General features: G+C 67.5%; 16 protein-coding genes. 9 read left to right on the top strand and 7 right to left on the bottom strand.

From position 1 onward, the window contains the following. Positions 1-21: 21 nt before the first annotated feature. Positions 22-714: a GNAT family N-acetyltransferase gene (locus OM977_RS16295; protein WP_264354935.1), complete on the bottom strand. Its 693-nt coding sequence runs from the start codon at positions 712-714 to the stop codon at positions 22-24. A gap of 295 nt (positions 715-1009) precedes the next feature. On the opposite strand from OM977_RS16295, the gene trhO reads away from it, so the two are divergent. Next, positions 1010-1903: an oxygen-dependent tRNA uridine(34) hydroxylase TrhO gene (gene trhO, locus OM977_RS16290; protein WP_264354934.1), complete on the top strand. Its 894-nt coding sequence runs from the start codon at positions 1010-1012 to the stop codon at positions 1901-1903. Positions 1904-1955: 52 nt separating this feature from the next. Here the strand turns inward: trhO and OM977_RS16285 are convergent, their stop codons facing one another. The 4 genes from OM977_RS16285 to srmL form a co-directional block, all read right to left on the bottom strand. After that, positions 1956-2507 carry a hypothetical protein gene (locus OM977_RS16285; RefSeq protein WP_264354933.1) on the bottom strand — a complete coding sequence of 184 codons (552 nt, stop codon included), beginning with the start codon at positions 2505-2507 and terminating at the stop codon, positions 1956-1958. A gap of 85 nt (positions 2508-2592) precedes the next feature. Then, positions 2593-3171, bottom strand: a complete 579-nt coding sequence (locus OM977_RS16280) for a hypothetical protein (RefSeq protein ID WP_264354932.1) — start codon at positions 3169-3171, stop codon at positions 2593-2595. A gap of 40 nt (positions 3172-3211) precedes the next feature. Beyond that, entirely contained in the window at positions 3212-3673 is a 462-nt protein-coding gene (locus tag OM977_RS16275) for a hypothetical protein (RefSeq protein WP_264354931.1), read from the bottom strand. A gap of 108 nt (positions 3674-3781) precedes the next feature. Further along, positions 3782-4939 (bottom strand): PheS-related mystery ligase SrmL, encoded by a 1158-nt coding sequence (srmL, locus tag OM977_RS16270; protein WP_264354930.1) that lies wholly within the window; start codon positions 4937-4939, stop codon positions 3782-3784. Between the two features lie 275 nt (positions 4940-5214). Between srmL and OM977_RS16265 the strand changes: the two genes are divergently transcribed. The 7 genes from OM977_RS16265 to proC all read left to right on the top strand — a co-directional run bounded on the left by OM977_RS16265 (position 5215) and on the right by proC (position 14358). Continuing rightward, the gene (locus tag OM977_RS16265; protein WP_264354929.1) at positions 5215-5985 is read left to right on the top strand and encodes a MerR family transcriptional regulator; all 771 of its coding nucleotides are present in this window, start codon (positions 5215-5217) and stop codon (positions 5983-5985) included. 9 nt (positions 5986-5994) lie between these two features. Next, positions 5995-7632 (top strand): DUF7059 domain-containing protein, encoded by a 1638-nt coding sequence (locus OM977_RS16260; protein ID WP_264354928.1) that lies wholly within the window; start codon positions 5995-5997, stop codon positions 7630-7632. Between the two features lie 122 nt (positions 7633-7754). Continuing rightward, positions 7755-8465, top strand: a complete 711-nt coding sequence (locus OM977_RS16255; protein ID WP_264354927.1) for an ArsR/SmtB family transcription factor — start codon at positions 7755-7757, stop codon at positions 8463-8465. 158 nt (positions 8466-8623) lie between these two features. After that, a complete protein-coding gene (gene topA, locus OM977_RS16250) occupies positions 8624-11362 on the top strand; it encodes a type I DNA topoisomerase (protein WP_264354926.1) in 2739 nt (912 codons plus the stop codon). A gap of 119 nt (positions 11363-11481) precedes the next feature. Beyond that, positions 11482-11934: an SseB family protein gene (locus OM977_RS16245; RefSeq protein ID WP_264354925.1), complete on the top strand. Its 453-nt coding sequence runs from the start codon at positions 11482-11484 to the stop codon at positions 11932-11934. A 42-nt stretch (positions 11935-11976) separates the two neighbouring features. Continuing rightward, a complete protein-coding gene (locus tag OM977_RS16240) occupies positions 11977-12987 on the top strand; it encodes a Ppx/GppA phosphatase family protein (RefSeq protein WP_264354924.1) in 1011 nt (336 codons plus the stop codon). A 537-nt stretch (positions 12988-13524) separates the two neighbouring features. Continuing rightward, on the top strand, positions 13525-14358 hold the full coding sequence (proC, locus tag OM977_RS16235) for a pyrroline-5-carboxylate reductase (RefSeq protein ID WP_264354923.1): 834 nt from the start codon (positions 13525-13527) through the stop codon (positions 14356-14358). Between the two features lie 38 nt (positions 14359-14396). Here the strand turns inward: proC and OM977_RS16230 are convergent, their stop codons facing one another. Both OM977_RS16230 and OM977_RS16225 read right to left on the bottom strand, forming a co-directional pair. Beyond that, entirely contained in the window at positions 14397-15035 is a 639-nt protein-coding gene (locus OM977_RS16230) for a potassium channel family protein (RefSeq protein WP_264357453.1), read from the bottom strand. A 43-nt stretch (positions 15036-15078) separates the two neighbouring features. Further along, complete coding sequence (locus OM977_RS16225) at positions 15079-16509, bottom strand: TrkH family potassium uptake protein (RefSeq protein WP_264354922.1); 1431 nt, start codon at positions 16507-16509, stop codon at positions 15079-15081. 103 nt (positions 16510-16612) lie between these two features. Here OM977_RS16225 and OM977_RS16220 point away from each other — a divergent pair, with 103 nt between their 5' ends. Next, positions 16613-17836, top strand: coding sequence for an acetoin utilization protein AcuC (locus tag OM977_RS16220; protein WP_264354921.1), 1224 nt, complete (start codon positions 16613-16615; stop codon positions 17834-17836). The last annotated feature ends 60 nt before the right edge of the window (positions 17837-17896 follow it).

Below are 17896 nucleotides of genomic sequence, written 5' to 3'. Positions count from 1 at the left end.
GGGCGCGGCCCCACAGGCAGGTCAGCCCACGGACAAGTCCGAACCCTCATCCGACGCCGAAAGCATCAGCACTCGGCAGACGGTGCTCCAGCCGAGGTGGGAATACAGCTTCTGGCCGTCCAGGGAGGCCAGCAGCAGTCCGGTTTCCACCTCATACTCGAATGCCTGCGCGGCCAGCGCCCGCATGATGAAACTGCCGAGCCCGCGCCGCTGAAAGCCCGGCTCGGTGACGATTTTGTCGAAGATCGCCGTGCGGTCCACCACAAATACCCGTCCGCTCGCGGCTACCTCCTCGCCCGCGCTGACCACGGCGTGGTGTACACCGTCGGTCCTGGACACCTCGAGTTTGAGCTCGTCGTCGGAAAGCCAGGGGTCCTCCGCGTCCTGGGTTTCCATGTCCACGATCATCATGTTCTGGGAAACCGAAGTGACATTGAGGGCGTGTCGCTGCGCCAGTGACGTATAGCGATCCAGATCGTTGGTGAAGATGGTTAGGATCCGGGCGGGCACTTCCGCGGTCCGCGCGGCCAGTTGGGCAAACTCCGGATCCGAGGGATCATGGGCGAAATACTCCCACTCACGGGTTGTATCAGCGCGCAGGGCCGCCGGGAACCGGCCTTCCCTGCGCGTCTCATAACCACGGCAACCGGCCCAGCCGGCCACCCAGATTTCCACCAGATGGGTCGTGTCTTCAACCATGGCGTCCAGACTCATGAGATGAGCGTATTCCAGCCCCGCCGCAAGCAACAGTGGCCGGGTCGGGGAAGCGGGCACGCTTATGAAATTGTGACTGACCCGGAAGGCCGCCCGCGCCCCCGTCCGCCGCGCCGCGGCGGCCCCGCATCGGCACCCGCGCCCCCGTCCGCCGCGCCGCGGCGTCCCCACATCGGCACCCCCGGCACCCCAGGCTTGGCCGGATTGGCCGGGGCCGGATTCGCCGGTCCCGGCCCCCGGCCCCCGCGGCGCCGCCGGTGTCGGCGCCGTCGGACCCTCCAGTACCCTTAAATACGTGGCTTTGAATCGAATTGTGCTCTTTTACGGCTTTACCCCCCTGTCGGATCCGGATGCCGTCCGGCTCTGGCAGCGTGCCCTGTGCGAGAAACTCGGGCTGACCGGGCGCATCATCATCTCCAAGGACGGCATTAACGCCACTGTCGGCGGCGAACTGCAGGCTGTCAAGCAGTACGTGAAGACCACGCGCGAGTACAAGGCGTTCCACGGCATCGACGTGAAGTGGTCCGATGGCGGCGCCGAGGACTTCCCGCGACTCAGCGTCAAGGTGCGGGACGAGATCGTGTCCTTCGGCGCCCCCGGCGAACTCAAAGTGGACGCGAACGGCGTCGTGGGCGGCGGCAGGCACCTCACCCCCGCGGAAGTCCACGAGCTGGTCGAAGCCAGGAAGGCCTCCGGCGACGAGGTCGTCTTCTTCGACGGCCGCAACGGCTTTGAGGCCCAGATCGGCAAGTTCAAGGATGCAATCGTTCCTGACGTCGCGACCACCCATGACTTCATCAAGGAACTCGATTCCGGCAAGTACGACGGCCTCAAGGACAAGCCGGTCGTCACCTACTGCACCGGCGGCATCCGGTGCGAAGTGCTCTCCAGCCTCATGGTCAACCGCGGTTTCAAGGAGGTTTACCAGCTCGACGGCGGGATCGTCCGCTACGGGGAGACGTTCCGGGACCAGGGCCTCTGGGAAGGCTCGCTCTACGTGTTCGACAAGCGCATGCACCTTGAATTCAGCGAGGATGCCAAGACGATCGGCCAGTGCGTCCGCTGCGCGGCGCCAACCAGCAAATTCGAGAACTGCTCCAACCCGGTGTGCCGCACGCTCACACTGTATTGCGCTGAGTGCGCCGCCAGCCCCGAGACGCTGCGTTGCCCCGAAGGTTGCGCAGCCTAGGACCCGGCCGGGCCGGGCACGCTGCTGCCTGGTGCGCTCCGGCCGGCTGTCCTCAGATGCGGCTTATGCGGTAGGCGTAGTTTGCCGGGGCGTTCGCATCCACCTTGAGGCTGAGGATCGCGTCATCGGGGAGGGTCACCACACTCACCCGTGAGGTTCCGCACCGGAGACTGAGGTCCACCAGCTCGGTTTCACCGTTTTCTATGGAAAAGGACACCCGGCGCGCACTCCGGCAGGCGAGCGTCAGGGCGTAGGTGCCCTTGGGCAACTGCGCCGTCGTATCGCCCCGCTCCTCGTCGGCCTCCAGGGACCCGAAGCCGGTGTGGAAGGTCTCTCCCTTGGCATCGGGCAACACCTGCAGTACCCAGGCATCAAGTTCCGCCCCTGACACGGGCTGGTTCAGACTGGGATCCTGCGGGATTGCGGCATCGCTGCGGGTTGGCGCGGCGGACGGACCGCCGCCTTCACCGGATAGGCCTTCGTCGTACTCGTAGGCGCAACCGGTCAGGACGCCGGCAAGCAACGCAACGGCGGTCGCGGAGGCGGCTGCTGTGCAGCGCATCCGCGGCATCATTTTTCCCCGCGCAGTTTCCGTGCCAGGCATGCCCTGACTTTAGATGCGCCGAAACTGATCCGATAGAGCCGAACGGCCCAGTGTTGGACCGCCGGTCTCCCACTCCCAGCCGGACCTACGGAGGCGGGCCACTCCCGCTGATCCGGACGCCAGCAACGGCACCGGTTCCGGGACCGGAGCCCGCCGGGAACTGCACTAGATGGGCCGAGACGGAGCCGGTCTCAAGCGTGACTTCCGAAGTGGCGACTCCGCCACACTCAAGGTTGAGCTCGAGCAGGGTGCTCGCGGTTCCGCCCTGCCGGGATCCCTGGGTCACGCTCAACTGCGCGCCCGGCGCGCCGATGCACGCCGCCGTGACGGTGTACCGACCCGCCTCGATGACCTGGACAGATGTCGTGGTACCTCTGCTGGCGCTGGTGCCAAGGCCGCCGGCGCCGCTGATGATCAGCCCGTCGGGCGGGGCCCCGAGCACCCGTTCAAGCTCTGCTGTGTTCCGGGCCTCCGCGGCGGCGAGTCCGGCGTCGCGGGAAGCCCGTGGAGCGTCCGGTCCGGCCGGGGCAGACGGGCTGACAGCGGCTGGGGCCATGCCAACGTCGTCCGCGTATTCGCACCCCGCGAGTCCGGATGTACCGGCGGCCAGCGCCACCAGCAGCGCCGCTTGGCGCCGCCATCGCGGACCCCCGGCGGCTGACATGCACCTGAGCATACTGGCTGGTGCCAGAAACGCAAAGGCGCTAAGCGGCGGGAGCGAGGTGGTAGGCATAGATGAGCGGGGCGTCCACACTGGCCGTACTGATCTCCACTGCGCCGGCCGTCGGCACCGAAATGCGCGCCGTCTCGCGGCTGCCGTTGCAGGCCGCTCCCGCCTCCGTCAGCCTGCGTCCGTCCAGCGAGACCTCGAAGAAGGCCTTGCCGCCGCCCTCGCAGCTCGCAGTAAGCGTGTACAGGCCGGCAGGGACTCCTGCGGCCGCCTTGACGATCGGGTCGCGGTTGAGGATCTTACCCGCGTCCTCCAGCACAATTCCGCTGGCCGCGGGCAGCGCGGTCGCTCGCCAGGCCGGCACATCGGCGGATTCGATGGAACGGACCGGCGAGCATGCCGAGGCGGCGAGCACGACGGCGGCGCCGGCCGCCGCGCCGGCGAACCGCCGCCACGGGCCGGGGTTGCGGAGGGAACGGGAGGTACGGAAGGGCATTACTCCAACCTACCCCGCGCCAAGGGGGTCCCGCCCGACAGCCAGGGGTCCCGCCGATTCCCCGGGAGGACGGCGCTGGGACCGCGCTGGGACCGCCCCTTGCCGGCGCTAGCCGGCACTGAGTTCGAGCATCTTTCCCCGGTGCAGGGCACGGTACACCCTGTCACGCAGCCGGTTCGCTTCCCCATCGGTGAGCGTGCGGTCCAGCGGCTGCAGCACCAGTCGAAGGAGCACGTTCACTTGCTCCGGCCCCATCCGCAGGCGTTCGACGGCGGCAGGCGGTAGCGCCGCTGCCGTCGTCACCGCCACGATCTCCAGGGCCGCGAGCACATCGGCCTCCGCTCCCAAGGCGGTGCGGGCCAGATCACCCAGCAGCTCGACGTCGGCCTCGTCCGCAGTGTCCAGGACGAGGGACAGGTCGCGCCGGACCTCAGGCAGGACCGAGACCGGCCGGTACGGGTGCAGGTCCAGCATCTGCGTCCGGACGCCGGGTTTATCCGAGCGGAGGAGCCGGATGTCGGGGATGCCCTTGCGCAGCATGACGGCGCGGTCCAGCCCCAAACCCAGAGCCAGCCCGGCCCACCGCCCGGGGTTCAGCCCGGAGCCCCGCAGGATTGCCGAGTCCACCATTCCGCACTCGGCAAGCTCCAGCCATTCCCGGCTGCCGTCGGGCTGCCGGACCAGCACGTCCAATTGCTGGCCGCCGGCGGTGTAGCTGTGGTTCGACGCGGTGGCACGCCACCGCACATCCGGGTACTGGGAAGGCGGCAGCACCGCTTCCACCACCGCGGCCATCATGCTTTGGAGCTCGGCCGGCCCCAGCAGCCCGCGGGCCTTGAGCCGCCACAGGTCCACCTGGTGCGGGGCGCCGACGTGGGTGCGGTCAATCGCGTCCCGCCGGTACACCACTCCGGGCAGAACGTGCAGCCGGTCATAGTGGCCCAGTTCGCCGCGGAGCGAGTCCAACAAGGCCGGCATGCCCGCGGAGGTATGGCTGCGCAGCATGACCGTGGGGCTGACATGGCGCGAGTAGCGCGAGTCCCTTGTGACGTCGTCGGCGGAGTAACCCAGTCGGTCGTAATTGTCGGCCGTCGCCACGAGGGGACTGAGCCGGTGCGTCGAAGCCTCGACATGCCAGAGCCGCTGGAGCCCTGAGGTCACCTCGTCCAGCAACAACTGCAAGGCGTGCGGGCCGCCGGACGGATCGCTGAGGTCGCGGAGCGCGAGGGCGGACTGCAGTTCGGTAGGGGTCAGGTATTTGTTCACGGGGGGTCCTTAAATGTTCGGTGCGGGAGGGGGAACTCACTCACCCTCAGCCGCTGCGCCGGACGGACCCCGGCGGCTGCAGTTATGCGCGCGTCAAGTAGCCCGTACGGCTGGAAAGCGGCCGAGGGCTGATAAATCGCTGCTGCATCTGCATAGCTCCATGGTACGGGACTGCCGAGCAGCGCCGAAGGCCACTTGACCTTGACGCAACGTCAACCTTTAGAGTCAGAGAACAAGGCCAGGAAGCTCACAAGATCAGGGGAGGAAGGCCGCCCATGGACTGGTCAGTGCAACAAATCGCAAGGCTTGCCGGCACAACAAGCCGGACGCTGCGCCACTACGACGACATCGGGTTGCTCAAGCCCAGCCGCACCGGGGACAACGGATACCGGTACTACGACGAAGCAGCGCTTGTGCGGCTCCAGCGCATCCTGCTCCTGAGGGAGCTCGGGCTAAGCCTGCCGGCCGTTGCAGAGGTCATTGGCCAGGAAGCGGACGCAGGGAAGGCCCTGGGCCGGCACCTCGAGTGGCTCCGGCAGGAGCAGGAAAGGCTGACCCGGCAGATCGCCGCGGTCCGGCAAACCATGGAAGCTGTGAAGAAAGGAACTGGAATCATGGCAGAGGAAATGTTCGACGGCTTTGACCACACCCAGTACAAGGAGGAGGTCGAGGAGCGGTGGGGAAAGGACGCCTATGCCGCGGGCGACGCCTGGTGGCGGGGAATGCGGGCCTCGGAAAAGGACGCCTGGAAGCGGCGCTCCAAGGAACTGGGCAGCGACTGGACCGCGGCCGCGGCGGCGGGTGTCGCGCCGGACAGCCGAGAAGCGCAGGAGCTGGCCCGGCGGCACGTGGAGTGGCTGACCGGCATCCCGGGGACGCCCGCGGCAGCATCCGCCACGGGCCGTAACAGGGACATCAAGGGATACGTGACCGGTCTCGGCGAGATGTACGTGGCCGATCCCCGCTTCGCTGCGAACTACGGCGGCGAGGCGGGAGCGGCGTTCGTCCGCGACGCCCTGCGGATCTACGCGGAGAAGCACCTCTAAACTTGTCCGGTGACCGACTCAACGCACTTCATCGCCGGCAACATCCCTGACGCGCCCCGCAGCGACCTCCCGGCCCTGCTCGAAGCGCTCAGCGCGGACTTGCGGAGCATCGGCTACACCGTTGACGGGGTGGCGGAGCTCCTCGGCGAAGCCGCGCATTCCGCCCTTGGCCGGGACCAGCTGATCCCGGCGCTGATTGTCACCGGACGCGCCCTCGGCGGGGAGCCGACGACGGCGGCGCTCGCCGCCGTCGTCCGGCTCTGGCTGCTGGCGGAGCCGCAGCGGGCCGAGACCGTTGACGCCGCCCTCCCGGGCGTCCGCACCCAGGGCCTGCTGCAGCTCGGCCTGGTGGAGCCCGCCGAGAATGGCTTGGTGCGGGCAAAGGTGGACCTGCGGCCGTACGGCTGGGCCGGCATCCCGGGGGAAGGCATCGTCAGCAGCGGCGGGGCGGACCTGTGGGTCGCCAGCGACCTCGCCGCGCACCAGCGCCCGGGCGTCCTCCGCCACGACCATGTGCTGGGGATCGGCCAGGCCTCCACCACCCTGGTGCAGGTCACCGCCCGACGGCATGTTGCCCGGGCACTGGACCTCGGCACCGGCTGCGGCATCCAGACTTTCCACCTGCTGCACCACGCGGAGCACGTGACCGCCACCGACATTTCCGAGCGCGCCCTCGCGTTCACCCGCTTCAATCTCCTGCTCAACGCCCCTGAACTGCACGTGGACCCCGCCAACCTGGCGGACCGCGTGAGCCTGCGCCTGGGTTCCATGCTGGAACCGGTGGCGGGCGAGGAGTTCGAACTGGTGGTCTCCAACCCGCCGTTCGTCATCACGCCGCGCAGCACGGACGAAGCCGCGGCCGATCAGTTCACCTATCGCGACGGCGGCCTGCCGGGGGATGACATCGTCGCCTCGCTGGTCCGGGCGTTGCCCTCGGTCCTGGCCCCGGCGGGTACAGCCCAGCTTTTGGGCAACTGGGAAATCCCGGGCGGTGCGTCCTGGGACGAACGGCCGCAAAGCTGGGCCGGTCCGGACGTGGATGTGTGGTTCATCCAGCGCGAACAGGTCGGCCCCGAACAGTACGCCGAGACCTGGCTGCAGGACGCCTCCGAATCCCGGGACCGGCGGCTCTACCAGGATTCCTACACGGCCTACCTTGACGACTTTGCCTCCCGGAACGTCCAGGCCATCGGCTTCGGGATGATCTGGCTGCGGCGCCCGGAGCAGGGCGCCGGCCCGGTACTCTCGCGCTTCGAGGAAATCACCTACCCGATCGAACAGCCCGTCGGGCCGCACCTCGGCGCCGCCGTCGAACGCGCCGACTGGCTGGCCGCCCACGAACTGAATGACGCGCACCTGCTGGTGGCCGAGGATGTCACCGAGGAACGGCATCAGCGCCCCGGCGCCGAACACCCCGGCGTCATCCTGCTGCGCCAGGGCGCCGGCCTGCGCCGCACCAACCTGCTGAGCACCGAGCTGGCCGGCTTTGTCTCAGCGTGCGACGGCGACCTGTCCGTCGGCCAGATCATCGGCGCCCTGGAGGCCCTGCTGGGCGGATACGACGGCTTCGACGCCGAGTCCTTCCACGGCGGACTCCGCGCGGAAGTGGAAAACCTGGTCCGCGACGGCTTTCTGCTGCCCGCCTGACGGGGAGCCGACTGACTGTCCCTGCCAGTGGTGGCCCGGCAGGCAGGAGCGGCCGCGCGCCCACCCGGTTGAGGTGTCAAGCATTTCTTTCATGGTTTGGCGATGCTGGATAGACTGGTTGGGTGAATGCAGAAACCCCAAAGGCGGAGTCCGTCGTTCCGCCGGTTGCCAAACGCAGGCCCCGCCCGGAAAAGAAAGTGGAAATCACTGATCCGAAGGCGATCCGGGCCCTGGCCCATGCCGCCCGGCTGGAAGTTATCTCCGAGCTGTATTCCACCCAGGTCAGCCGTACGGCCACCGAACTCGCTGCCCAGACCGGCCTTACCCCCAGCGCCATGAGCTACCACCTCCGCGCCCTGCAGAAGTGGGGCATCGTGGTTCCGGCCGCTACTGCCGGAGACGCCCGCGAACGCCGCTGGAAAGCCGCAGGCACCGACTTCACCATCAACTCCGGCGGGGGAGTGGCGAGCCCGGAATTCGCCGTACTGGACCTTGAGCTGGATGCGTTCCGCCGACGCGTCAACGCCTACGCCAGAACCCGGGACGAACGCCGCGAGCGGGGCGGGGCCACGGACGGCCCCTCGTCCGTAGTGCTGGCCAGCAACCTGCTCTACCTGACCCCGGCCCAGCGGACCGAGCTGACCGAACGGTTGTTCGATTTACTGCGGGACTATGAGCTGGAGGACCCGGACCGGGTACCCGAAGGCGCCCAGCGAATGGCGACGATGTGGTCGATGATTCCGGATGACCGAGGCAACGCCGCGGCCGCGGCAGCAGGTTCCCCGAAGCCGGTCCCCGAAGCGGCCGCCGGCAGCGGCGACGGCCCCGCCTGACGGGGCTTTCAGGGGCCGGAGTGCGGCGCCGCACCACGGCCGGAAGTCGTCGCGGGAAGCCCGTGATTTCCACCCGGATGCGCGGGAATCGGCAAAATATGGTGAACTAGGCGGGTATGGGCGCATCTGCCCGAGCAACCTTTTTCTGTAGGAGCACCGTGCCAAGCAAGGCCAAAACCGGCAAGAAACTCGTGATCGTAGAGTCTCCCGCCAAGAGCAAAACCATCGCCAAGTACCTCGGCGAAGGCTTCATTGTGGAGGCCTCCATTGGTCACATCCGCGACCTTCCGCAGCCCTCGGAGCTCCCCGCGGAACTGAAGAAAACCCCGGTCGGCAAGTTCGCCGTCGACATTGAGAACGACTTCAAGCCCTATTACGTGGTGTCCCCGGACAAGAAGAAAAAGGTGGCCGAACTCAAGGCCCACCTCAAAGACGCTGACGCGCTCTACCTCGCAACCGATGGGGACCGCGAGGGCGAGGCCATCGCGTGGCACCTGCTGGAAGTGCTCAAGCCCAAGGTTCCCGTGTACCGGATGACCTTTGGTGAAATCACCAAGGAAGCCATCCACCGCGCCATGGACAACCTGCGCGACGTCGACCAGGACCTGGTGGACGCCCAGGAAACCCGCCGTGTGCTGGACCGGCTCTATGGCTACGAGATTTCCCCGGTGCTGTGGCGCAAGGTGGCCCGCGGCCTCTCCGCCGGCCGCGTGCAGTCCGTCGTCACTCGTATGGTGGTGGACCGGGAACGCGAGCGGATGGCCTTCAAGGCCGCGTCCTACTGGGACCTCACCGGCCAGTTCGGCGCCGGTTCCGGTTCGTTCAAGGCCAAGCTCGCGGCCGTCGACGGCACCAAGGTGGCCTCCGGCCGCGACTTCAACGACAACGGCGAGCTCACGTCGCGCAACGCCGTCCACCTGAACGAGGAACTCGCCGCGTCGCTCGCGGCGGGCCTGCAGGACGCGGACTTCCGGGTCCGCTCCGTCGACACCAAGCCGTATACGCGCCGCCCGGCAGCGCCGTTCACGACGTCGACCCTGCAGCAGGAGGCCGGCCGCAAGCTGCGCTTCTCCTCGAAGAGCACGATGCAGGTGGCCCAGCGCCTGTACGAAAACGGCTACATCACCTATATGCGTACGGACTCGTCCGCTTTGAGCAACGAGGCCGTCACGGCGGCACGGCGCCAGGCCTCGGAGCTGTACGGACCCGAGTACATTCCGGCGTCGCCGCGCGTCTACAGCGGCAAGGCAGCCAACGCGCAGGAGGCCCACGAGGCCATCCGCCCCGCCGGCGACTCCTTCCGGACCCCCGCCCAGGTGGCCAAGCAGCTCTCGGGCGACGAATTCCGGCTCTACGAGCTCATCTGGAAGCGCACCGTCGCCTCGCAGATGGCCGACGCAAAGGGCTCCACCGCCACCATCCGCCTCGGCGCGGTCACTGTTGGTGACGCGTCCGACCGCCGGGACGCCGAGTTCTCGGCCTCCGGCACGGTCATCACCTTCCCTGGCTTTCTCGCCGCCTACGAAGAAGGCAAGGACGAAAGCCGCGGCGACGAGGATTCCGAGGAAGCACGCCGGCTGCCCAACGTGGCCAAGGACGACGCGCTGACCGCCTCCGAGATTGTCGCCGTCGGCCACGAGACCTCTCCGCCGCCGCGCTTCACCGAAGCCTCGTTGACCGCGGAGCTGGAGAAGAAGGGCATCGGCCGCCCGTCGACCTACGCCTCGACCATCTCCACGATCCAGGACCGCGGCTACGTGCGGAAGCAGGGCTCCGCGCTGGTCCCGAGCTGGATCGCGTTCTCCGTAATCCGGCTCCTCGAGCAGCACTTCCACGACTACGTGGATTACGAGTTCACGGCCGACATGGAAGCCGACCTCGACAAGATCGCCAACGGCCAGGCGGCCGGACCCGCCTGGCTCAAGCACTTCTACTTCGGTGAAGACTCCGAGCCGGGCCTGCTGAGCATCGTGAACAACCTTGGCGAGATCGACGCCCGGGAAATCAACTCCATCCCCATCACGGACGAAATCACCCTGCGGGTCGGCAAGTTTGGACCGTACCTGGAAAGCTCCACTGCGACCGTGGATCCGGAGACCGGCGAAGTGGTGGAAGCGGCCCGCGCCAATGTTCCCGAGGACCTGGCCCCGGATGAGCTCACGGCCGCCAAGGCCGTCGAACTGATGGAAACCGCGGCGCCGGAAGAGCGCGTGCTCGGCAAGGACCCGCACACCGGGCACACCGTCGTGGCGAAGAACGGCCGCTACGGGGCCTACGTCACGGAGGTCATCCCCGAGATGACCGAGGAGCAGCTCGCCAACCAGCCGGTGGAGTACTACAAGAACGGCAAGCCCAAGCCCGCGAAGAAGCCCGTCAAGGCCAAGCCGCGCACCGGATCCCTGTTCGCCTCCATGAGCGTTGACAGCATCTCCTTGGACGAGGCGCTGCAGCTCATGAGCCTGCCCCGCGTGCTTGGCCAGGACGCGGAGGGCAACCCGATCACGGTCCAGAACGGCCGCTTCGGCCCGTACCTGAAGAAGGGCACGGACTCCCGGTCGATCGGCTCCGAGGAGGAAATCTTCACCATCACGCTGGAACAGGCGCAGGAGATCTACTCCCAGCCCAAACAGCGCGGCGCCCGCGCCGCTGTCCCCCCGCTCGCGGAATTCGGCCCGGACCCGGTCTCGGAGAAGAACATCGTGGTGAAGGAAGGCCGCTTCGGCCCCTACATCACCGACGGCGTCACCAACATCACCGTGCCGCGCACCACGTCGCTGGAGGAACTGACCCGGGAACGCGCCGTCGAACTCCTCGCCGAAAAGCGCGCCAAAGGACCGGTCAAGCGCACGACGACGGCCCGCAAGGCTCCCGCACGCAAGGCTGCCGCGAAGAAGTAGGAACAGCCACACCGAATTCGCCGGAAGCGCGCGGGTTCGCCGGAATTTTCCGGCGAACCCGCAGCGGACCGGCGATTTCGCGTTTGCGGAGCCGGTCGGAATCGTGATCGAGTAGGAACATGACTGAACAGCAGACTCCCTTGGATCCCCAGCCGCTGAACGATCTCGAAGAGCAGCTCGCCCGGGGCGAGCAGCCGGACGCCAACCCCGTTGACGTCATCCTGGCCTTCCTCAACAACGAGGTCTACGTGGTCAGCTCCGACGCCCTCGAAGGGGCCGACTCGCAGGTCGAGCCGCTCGTGCTCGCCAACTCCTCCGGGAAGCCCGTGCTGGCCGTATTCTCACACCCCAGCCGGGTCGGCGAGCAGTACCTCGAGGCCGCTCCCAACGTGCTCGGCACGCAGGGTGCAGCGATCATCGGCAACCTCGGAGACGAGCTCGGCATGGTTATCAACCCCGGCGCGGCGTTCGGTTTCGAAATCGATCCGGAAGGCGTCGCCAACATCCGCCGCGACTTCAAGCCGGCCGACGACGCGGGCGACGCCGCCGGGCCCGACGGCGAGCAGGGCTGACGGCGGTTAGGCCCGCAGCTTCGACCGGGGAATAATGGCAGCATGCGTCTTGGCGTCCTCGATATCGGTTCAAACACCGTGCACCTGCTGCTGGTTGACGCGCACCCGGGCGCACGCCCGGTGCCTTTCGCCTCGCACAAGCGCCCGCTGTCCCTCGTCCAGTTCCTCGACGGCGACGGCAACATTAACGACGCCGGCCAGCACGAGCTGATCGAGTTCGTCCTGGAAGCCTGGGAATTCGCGGCCAAGCACAAAGCCGACGACCTTCTGGCCTTCTGTACCTCGGCGATCCGCGAGGCCACCAACGGGCTTGCCGTCCTGGCCCGCGTCAAGCATGAGACCACCGTGACGCTGCAGGAGCTCACCGGCAGTGAAGAAGCGTCCATGACGTTCTTCGCTGTCCGCCGCTGGTACGGCTGGGGCGCCGGCCCTGTCCTGGACCTCGACATCGGCGGCGGATCCTTCGAGATGGCCTACGGGCAGGACGAACTGCCGGAACTCGCGATGTCCGTCCCGCTCGGAGCCAGCCGGCTTACCCGGGATTGGCTGCTTGAGGACCCGCCCTCGGCCAGGAGCGTCAAGGAACTTCGGCGCTACGTCCGGGACACGCTCAGCCCCGTGGTTCGCAACTTCGGGAAGTTGGGCCGGGCGAACCTCGTGGCCGGAACCTCCAAGACCTTCCGTTCGCTGGCGCGCATCGCGGGGGCCGCGCCCAGTGCCGCTGGGCCGTACGTCAAACGGGAGCTGTTCGCGACGGATTTGGGCCTGTGGGCACAGCGCATCTCGGCCATGCAGGTGGAGGACCGGCTGCACCTTCCCGGCGTCTCGGAAGCCCGTGCGCCCCAGTTGCTGGCCGGGGCGCTCGTGGCGGAGGCCGCCCTGGAACTGTTCGAGTTTCCCAGCATGGAAATCTGCCCCTGGGCCCTGCGTGAGGGACTTATTCTCCGGCGCCTGGACCAGCTGGTCTTCGACGGACCGCTGGAGCCCGCGCCCCACGTGGGCCAGCTCGCAGACAGTGGTCGGAGCAACAACCGGGCCGCCGACGTCCGCTGACGGTGCGGAGCCGGCCGGGCGGACAATCTGGCCCGGGCAGCCACCCTGCCCTTTGAAGTGCGGCCAATCCGGGGCTAGGGGGCCAGGCCCTCGTCTGGGTGTCCGGCCGGCGGCGTTAAACGAGTTAGCGCCGGGCGGCTCCGCAGGGGAACTGGGGGGATCCCTTCTGCAGCCGCCCGGCGCTACTATCATCACTCGCACCTGGTTGAGGCACTTCCTAAAGTAGCGGCCCACCTTGTGAGTTCCAGGAAATTCAGCTGGGTATTGGCTGGCAAACCGGCTCGGAGTTGATTCGCTCCTACGGCGCCGGGCCCTGTACCCGGCGTGGCGTTAAACGGCGAAGGCACCGGCCGTTCGCTTCGGGAAAATGGGGGAAAACCCGCTGCAAACTGCCGGTGCCAGGCAACCATCCGCATGGTTGCGGTATCACTCGCACCCTCAATGAGGTAATTCCTAACGTAGTCCCGGAGTTTGGGAAAAGGCTGCGCCGTGGATGTGAGCTGGCTGGGAATCCTGCCGGACTGCAATGATGGGGGCATGAGCAACCGAATTGCATTCCTGGGCTGTGGGTCAATGAACGAGGCAATCCTGGGCGGCCTGATCGCGGGCGGCGCCGACCCGGCGGACATCGTCGCTACAGTCCGCCGCGCCGAACGCGCCGCAGAACTCGCCGAACGGCACCAAGGCATCACGGCAATTGCCGGGGAGGAAGAGCCGGAGAACAACAAACAGGCGGCCACCGGATCCAATGTCGTGATCCTTGGCGTCAAGCCCGTGGGCATCGCCGACCTTGCCCGCGAGATCGGTGATTCGCTCGCGCCGGACACTATCGTGATCAGCGTCGCCGCCGCCGTGTCGCTTGAGCAGCTGGAAGCGGCCCTTCCGGCCGGCCAGCCGGTCATCCGCACCATGCCGAATACCCCGGCGAAGCTGGGCCGGGGCGTCGTCTCCGTGTCCCCGGGCACCCACTGCACCGCACAGCAGCTCCAACTGGCCAAGGATCTCCTGGCCGCCGCCGGCACCGTCGTCGAGATTCCCGAGGACCAGGTCGACGCCCTGTCAGCGGTCAGCGGCTCCGGCCCGGCCTACGCCTTCTACCTGGCCGAAGCCATGGCCGCCGCCGGCGTGGAGCTTGGGCTGGACCCGGACCTGTCGCTGCTGATCGCCCGGGAAACCGTTGCTGGGGCAGGTTTCATGCTGGCCGAGCCCGGCGCGGATCCGGCAGCGCTGCGGAGGGCCGTCACGAGCCCCAACGGCACCACGGAACGAGCCATTGCCACCTTTGACGAGCGCGGTCTTCCCGCGATCGTGGCCGACGGCGCACGGGCTGCCGCCGCGCGGGCAGCCGAAATCACGAAGCAACTCGCCTAGCGGGGAGCCGACTTCCGGCCTTGCGTTCCGCCCGCGCCTTACGGCCTCGCGGCGAACCTCTCGAGCAGGTCCACGTGGCCCGAAACAATGAGCATGTCCCGGGCGGAGACCTTCGTCTCCGGCCGGGCATAGGTGAAGTCCTCGCCCGGGGATTTCACGCCCACAATCGTGACGCCGTATTTGGACCGGACCTTGGACTCCTCGAGGGTGAAGCCCACTGTTTCGCGCGGCGGGTACATCTTCACAATCGCGAAGTCGTCGTCGAACTCGATGAAGTCCAGCATCCGGCCGGAGACCAGGTGCGCGGCGCGGACGCCCGCGTCCGCCTCCGGGTAGATGACGTGGTGCGCGCCGATCCGGGTCAGGATCTTGCCGTGCGAGGGCGTGATCGCTTTGACCCAGAGGTGCTGGATGCCGAGGTCCACGAGATTGACCGTGATCAGCACCGAGGACTCGATTGAGGTGCCCACCCCCACCACAGCGGAACTGAACTCCTGCGCGCCGAGCTGCCGAAGGGCATCGATGTTGGTGGCGTCGGCCTCGACGACGTGCGTCAGGACGCTGGCCCATTTCTGCACCAGGTTCCGGTCGCGTTCGATGGCGAGCACCTCACGGCCCTGCTTGACCAGCTGCTCGGCGGTGGACGAGCCGAAGCGGCCCAGCCCAACGACCAGCACCGGGGCGTTGTGGGCGGGCCGGTCGACGGCGCCTGTTGATGAACTAGCCAATGATGGGTCTCTCTTCCGGGTAGTGGTACAGCTGGCTGCGCTGGCGCAGGGCGAGGGCGGCGGCAAGGGTGACTGTCCCGACGCGCCCAGCGAACATCAGGGCGCTGAGGACATAGACCCCCGACGGCGGTAGTTCGGCGCTGAGGTTGGTGCTCAGGCCCACCGTGGCGAAGGCGGAAATGGTTTCAAACAGGACCCGGTCCAGGGACGCACCGCTGATCTGCAGCAGCAGCAGGGCCGAAACCGCCACGAGGGTGGCGCCTGCGACGATCACGGAGATGGCCACCCGCATGGTGCCCTCCGGGATGGTGCGGCCGTAGATTTTTACGTCGGAGTCGCCGCGGGCCTCGGCCACGATCGCCAGGAACATGACGGCGATTGTGGTGACCTTGATGCCGCCGGCGGTTGACGCGGAGCCGCCGCCGGCGAACATCAGGGCATCGGTCAGCAGCATGGTGGTCGAATCCATCTGGTTCTGGTCCACCAGGTTGAATCCGCCGGACCGGGTCATCACGGACGCGAAGAGCGAATGGATGACTTTGTCGGCGTCGTCCATGCCGCCGATGGTCCGGACGTTTTCCCACTCCATCAGCCCCCAGAGCACCGTACCGGCGCCGAGGAGGATAAATGACACCTGTATGGTCAGCTTGGTGTGGAGGTTCCACTTCTTCCAGTTCAGGCCGTTCTGCTGCAGCACCATGACCACGGGGAAGCCCAGGCTGCCGAGGAAGACACCCAACATGAGCGGGACGAGAATCCACAGGTCGGTCTCATAGGGAACGATGCCGTCGGAGTGGGGGGTGAAGCCGGCGTTGTTGAACGCGGAGATGGAGTAGAACACCCCGTGCCAGACCGACTGGCCGAAGCTCTCGCCGAGTGCGAGGAACCGCGGAATCAGTGCGAGGGCGAGCGCCGCCTCAATCACCACGGACGTGACGATGACGATCCGCAGCAGGGTGCCGACCTCGCCCAGCCGGCCGGCGTTCATGGCCTCCTGAGCAATCAGCTTGCCGCGGACTCCGAGTCTTTTGCTGACCATGAGCGCCAGCAGGGATGCCAGCGTCAGGGTGCCCAGCCCGCCGACGAAGATGCCGATCAGGATGATGAGCTGTCCGAAGAAGGACCAATGCGCGGCCGTGGACACCACCGTCAGGCCGGTGACGCAGACGGCGGACACCGCGGTGAAGAGCGCCTGGTGCAGGGGGGTTACCGTTCCCGTGGCTGAGGAAAGCGGCAGCGACAGCAGTGCCGTAAAGACCAGGATCACCACGGCGAACGTGGTCAGCGCGAGGCGTGCTGGTGAGCTGTTGGCGATGTTGTCGATGAAGTCGCGCAGCCGCGTGAAGATCCACAGGCCCTCCCGCTCCGGAGGGCCGGGCTGCCAGCTGACCGCGCTCTCGGACCTCGACTGGCGTTGCGTCATGTGTGGCTTGTCCTCGGTTGAAACTTCTTCCTTCAGTAGTAAACCACTAAAGTCCGCGCGATGACGGGGCTGAGGGCCCCTCGGCTCGGGTAGCCTGTGATTGATGACATACCTGCCCGGCCTCACCAAGACCGCATTGCCGACGACGGTGGTGTGGGACCCGGACATGACTGCCTACAATTTCGGCCATGGCCACCCCATGGCGCCGGAGCGGATGGAACTCACGGCCCGGTTGGCCAGGAGTCTTGGCCTGCTGGATCTGGACCACGTCAGCGTGGCGGCCCCCGAGGTGGCCTCCGACGAGGAACTCCGCACCGTGCACAGCCCCGAGTTCGTCGCCGCTGTCCGCCGCGTCAGCGAGGACCCGGACAGCATCGACCTGGAACGCGGGCTCGGCACCGAGGACGACCCCGCCTTCGCCGGCATGCATGAGGCCAGCGCCCGGCTGGCCGGGGGCTCGCTGCTCGCCGCCGCCGCCATCCTGGACGGCAGCGCGGTCCGGGCGGTTAACTTCGGCGGGGGGATGCACCACGCCTCGCGCGAGCGGGCGAGCGGCTTCTGCATCTACAACGACGCCGCCCTGGCGATCCAGCGCCTGCTGGACGGCGGCGTGCAGCGGGTCGCGTACCTCGACGTTGACGCGCACCACGGCGACGGCACCCAGAGTATCTTCTGGGACGATCCACGGGTGCTGACCGTCTCGCTGCACGAGACGGGACTGACCCTCTTTCCGGGCACCGGCTTCGCCAACGAGATCGGCGGACCGAGCGCCGTGGGCAGCGCCGTGAATGTGGCCCTCCCGGCCGGCACCGGCGATGCCGGCTGGCTCCGGGCGTTTCACGCGGTGGTGCCGCAGCTGGTCGGAGCCTTCGCGCCGGAAGTGATTGTCAGCCAGCACGGCTGTGACTCGCACCGGCTGGATCCGCTGACGCACCTGAACATCAGCGTGGACGGCCAGCGCGAGGTCACCACGGCGATCGGCAACCTTGCGGCCCGGTACTGCGACAACCGCTGGATCTCCACGGGCGGCGGCGGCTACAACGTCGTCACCGTCGTGCCCCGCTCCTGGAGCCACCTGATCGCGATCGCGGCGGGGCGTCCCGTCCCGCTCCGTACCCCGGTCCCGGAGGACTGGCGCCGCTATGTGCAGGAGACCTACGGGGCCCGCTACGGTGTGGAACCGCCTCAGTTCATGGGGGACGACGTCGACCTGTGGTGGCGTTCCTGGGAGGTCGGCTTCGACCCCAATGACGACGTGGACCGCACCGTGATGGCCACCCGCAAGGAAGTATTTCCGCTCTACGGACTGGACCCCTGGTTCGACTGACGCGACCGCGGGTCCCCGTTGCCCGCCAGCTTGAAATAGTTGATGCCATCCGGCGTATAT

It is taken from the genome of Pseudarthrobacter sp. MM222, from assembly GCF_947090775.1.
Classification (GTDB): domain Bacteria; phylum Actinomycetota; class Actinomycetes; order Actinomycetales; family Micrococcaceae; genus Arthrobacter.
This window is presented reverse-complemented; position numbering and strand designations above follow the sequence as displayed.

What these genes read in the sequence shown, in the direction of transcription:
- OM977_RS16295 (WP_264354935.1), bottom strand. Translation starts at nt 714, where the DNA reads ATGAGTCTGGACGCCATGGTTGAAGACACGACCCATCTGGTGGAAATC.
- OM977_RS16285 (WP_264354933.1), bottom strand. Translation starts at nt 2,507, where the DNA reads ATGCCTGGCACGGAAACTGCGCGGGGAAAAATGATGCCGCGGATGCGC.
- OM977_RS16280 (WP_264354932.1), bottom strand. Translation starts at nt 3,171, where the DNA reads ATGTCAGCCGCCGGGGGTCCGCGATGGCGGCGCCAAGCGGCGCTGCTG.
- OM977_RS16275 (WP_264354931.1), bottom strand. Translation starts at nt 3,673, where the DNA reads ATGCCCTTCCGTACCTCCCGTTCCCTCCGCAACCCCGGCCCGTGGCGG.
- OM977_RS16265 (WP_264354929.1), top strand. Translation starts at nt 5,215, where the DNA reads ATGGACTGGTCAGTGCAACAAATCGCAAGGCTTGCCGGCACAACAAGC.
- OM977_RS16245 (WP_264354925.1), top strand. Translation starts at nt 11,482, where the DNA reads ATGACTGAACAGCAGACTCCCTTGGATCCCCAGCCGCTGAACGATCTC.
- OM977_RS16240 (WP_264354924.1), top strand. Translation starts at nt 11,977, where the DNA reads ATGCGTCTTGGCGTCCTCGATATCGGTTCAAACACCGTGCACCTGCTG.
- proC (WP_264354923.1), top strand. Translation starts at nt 13,525, where the DNA reads ATGAGCAACCGAATTGCATTCCTGGGCTGTGGGTCAATGAACGAGGCA.
- OM977_RS16225 (WP_264354922.1), bottom strand. Translation starts at nt 16,509, where the DNA reads ATGACGCAACGCCAGTCGAGGTCCGAGAGCGCGGTCAGCTGGCAGCCC.
- OM977_RS16220 (WP_264354921.1), top strand. Translation starts at nt 16,613, where the DNA reads ATGACATACCTGCCCGGCCTCACCAAGACCGCATTGCCGACGACGGTG.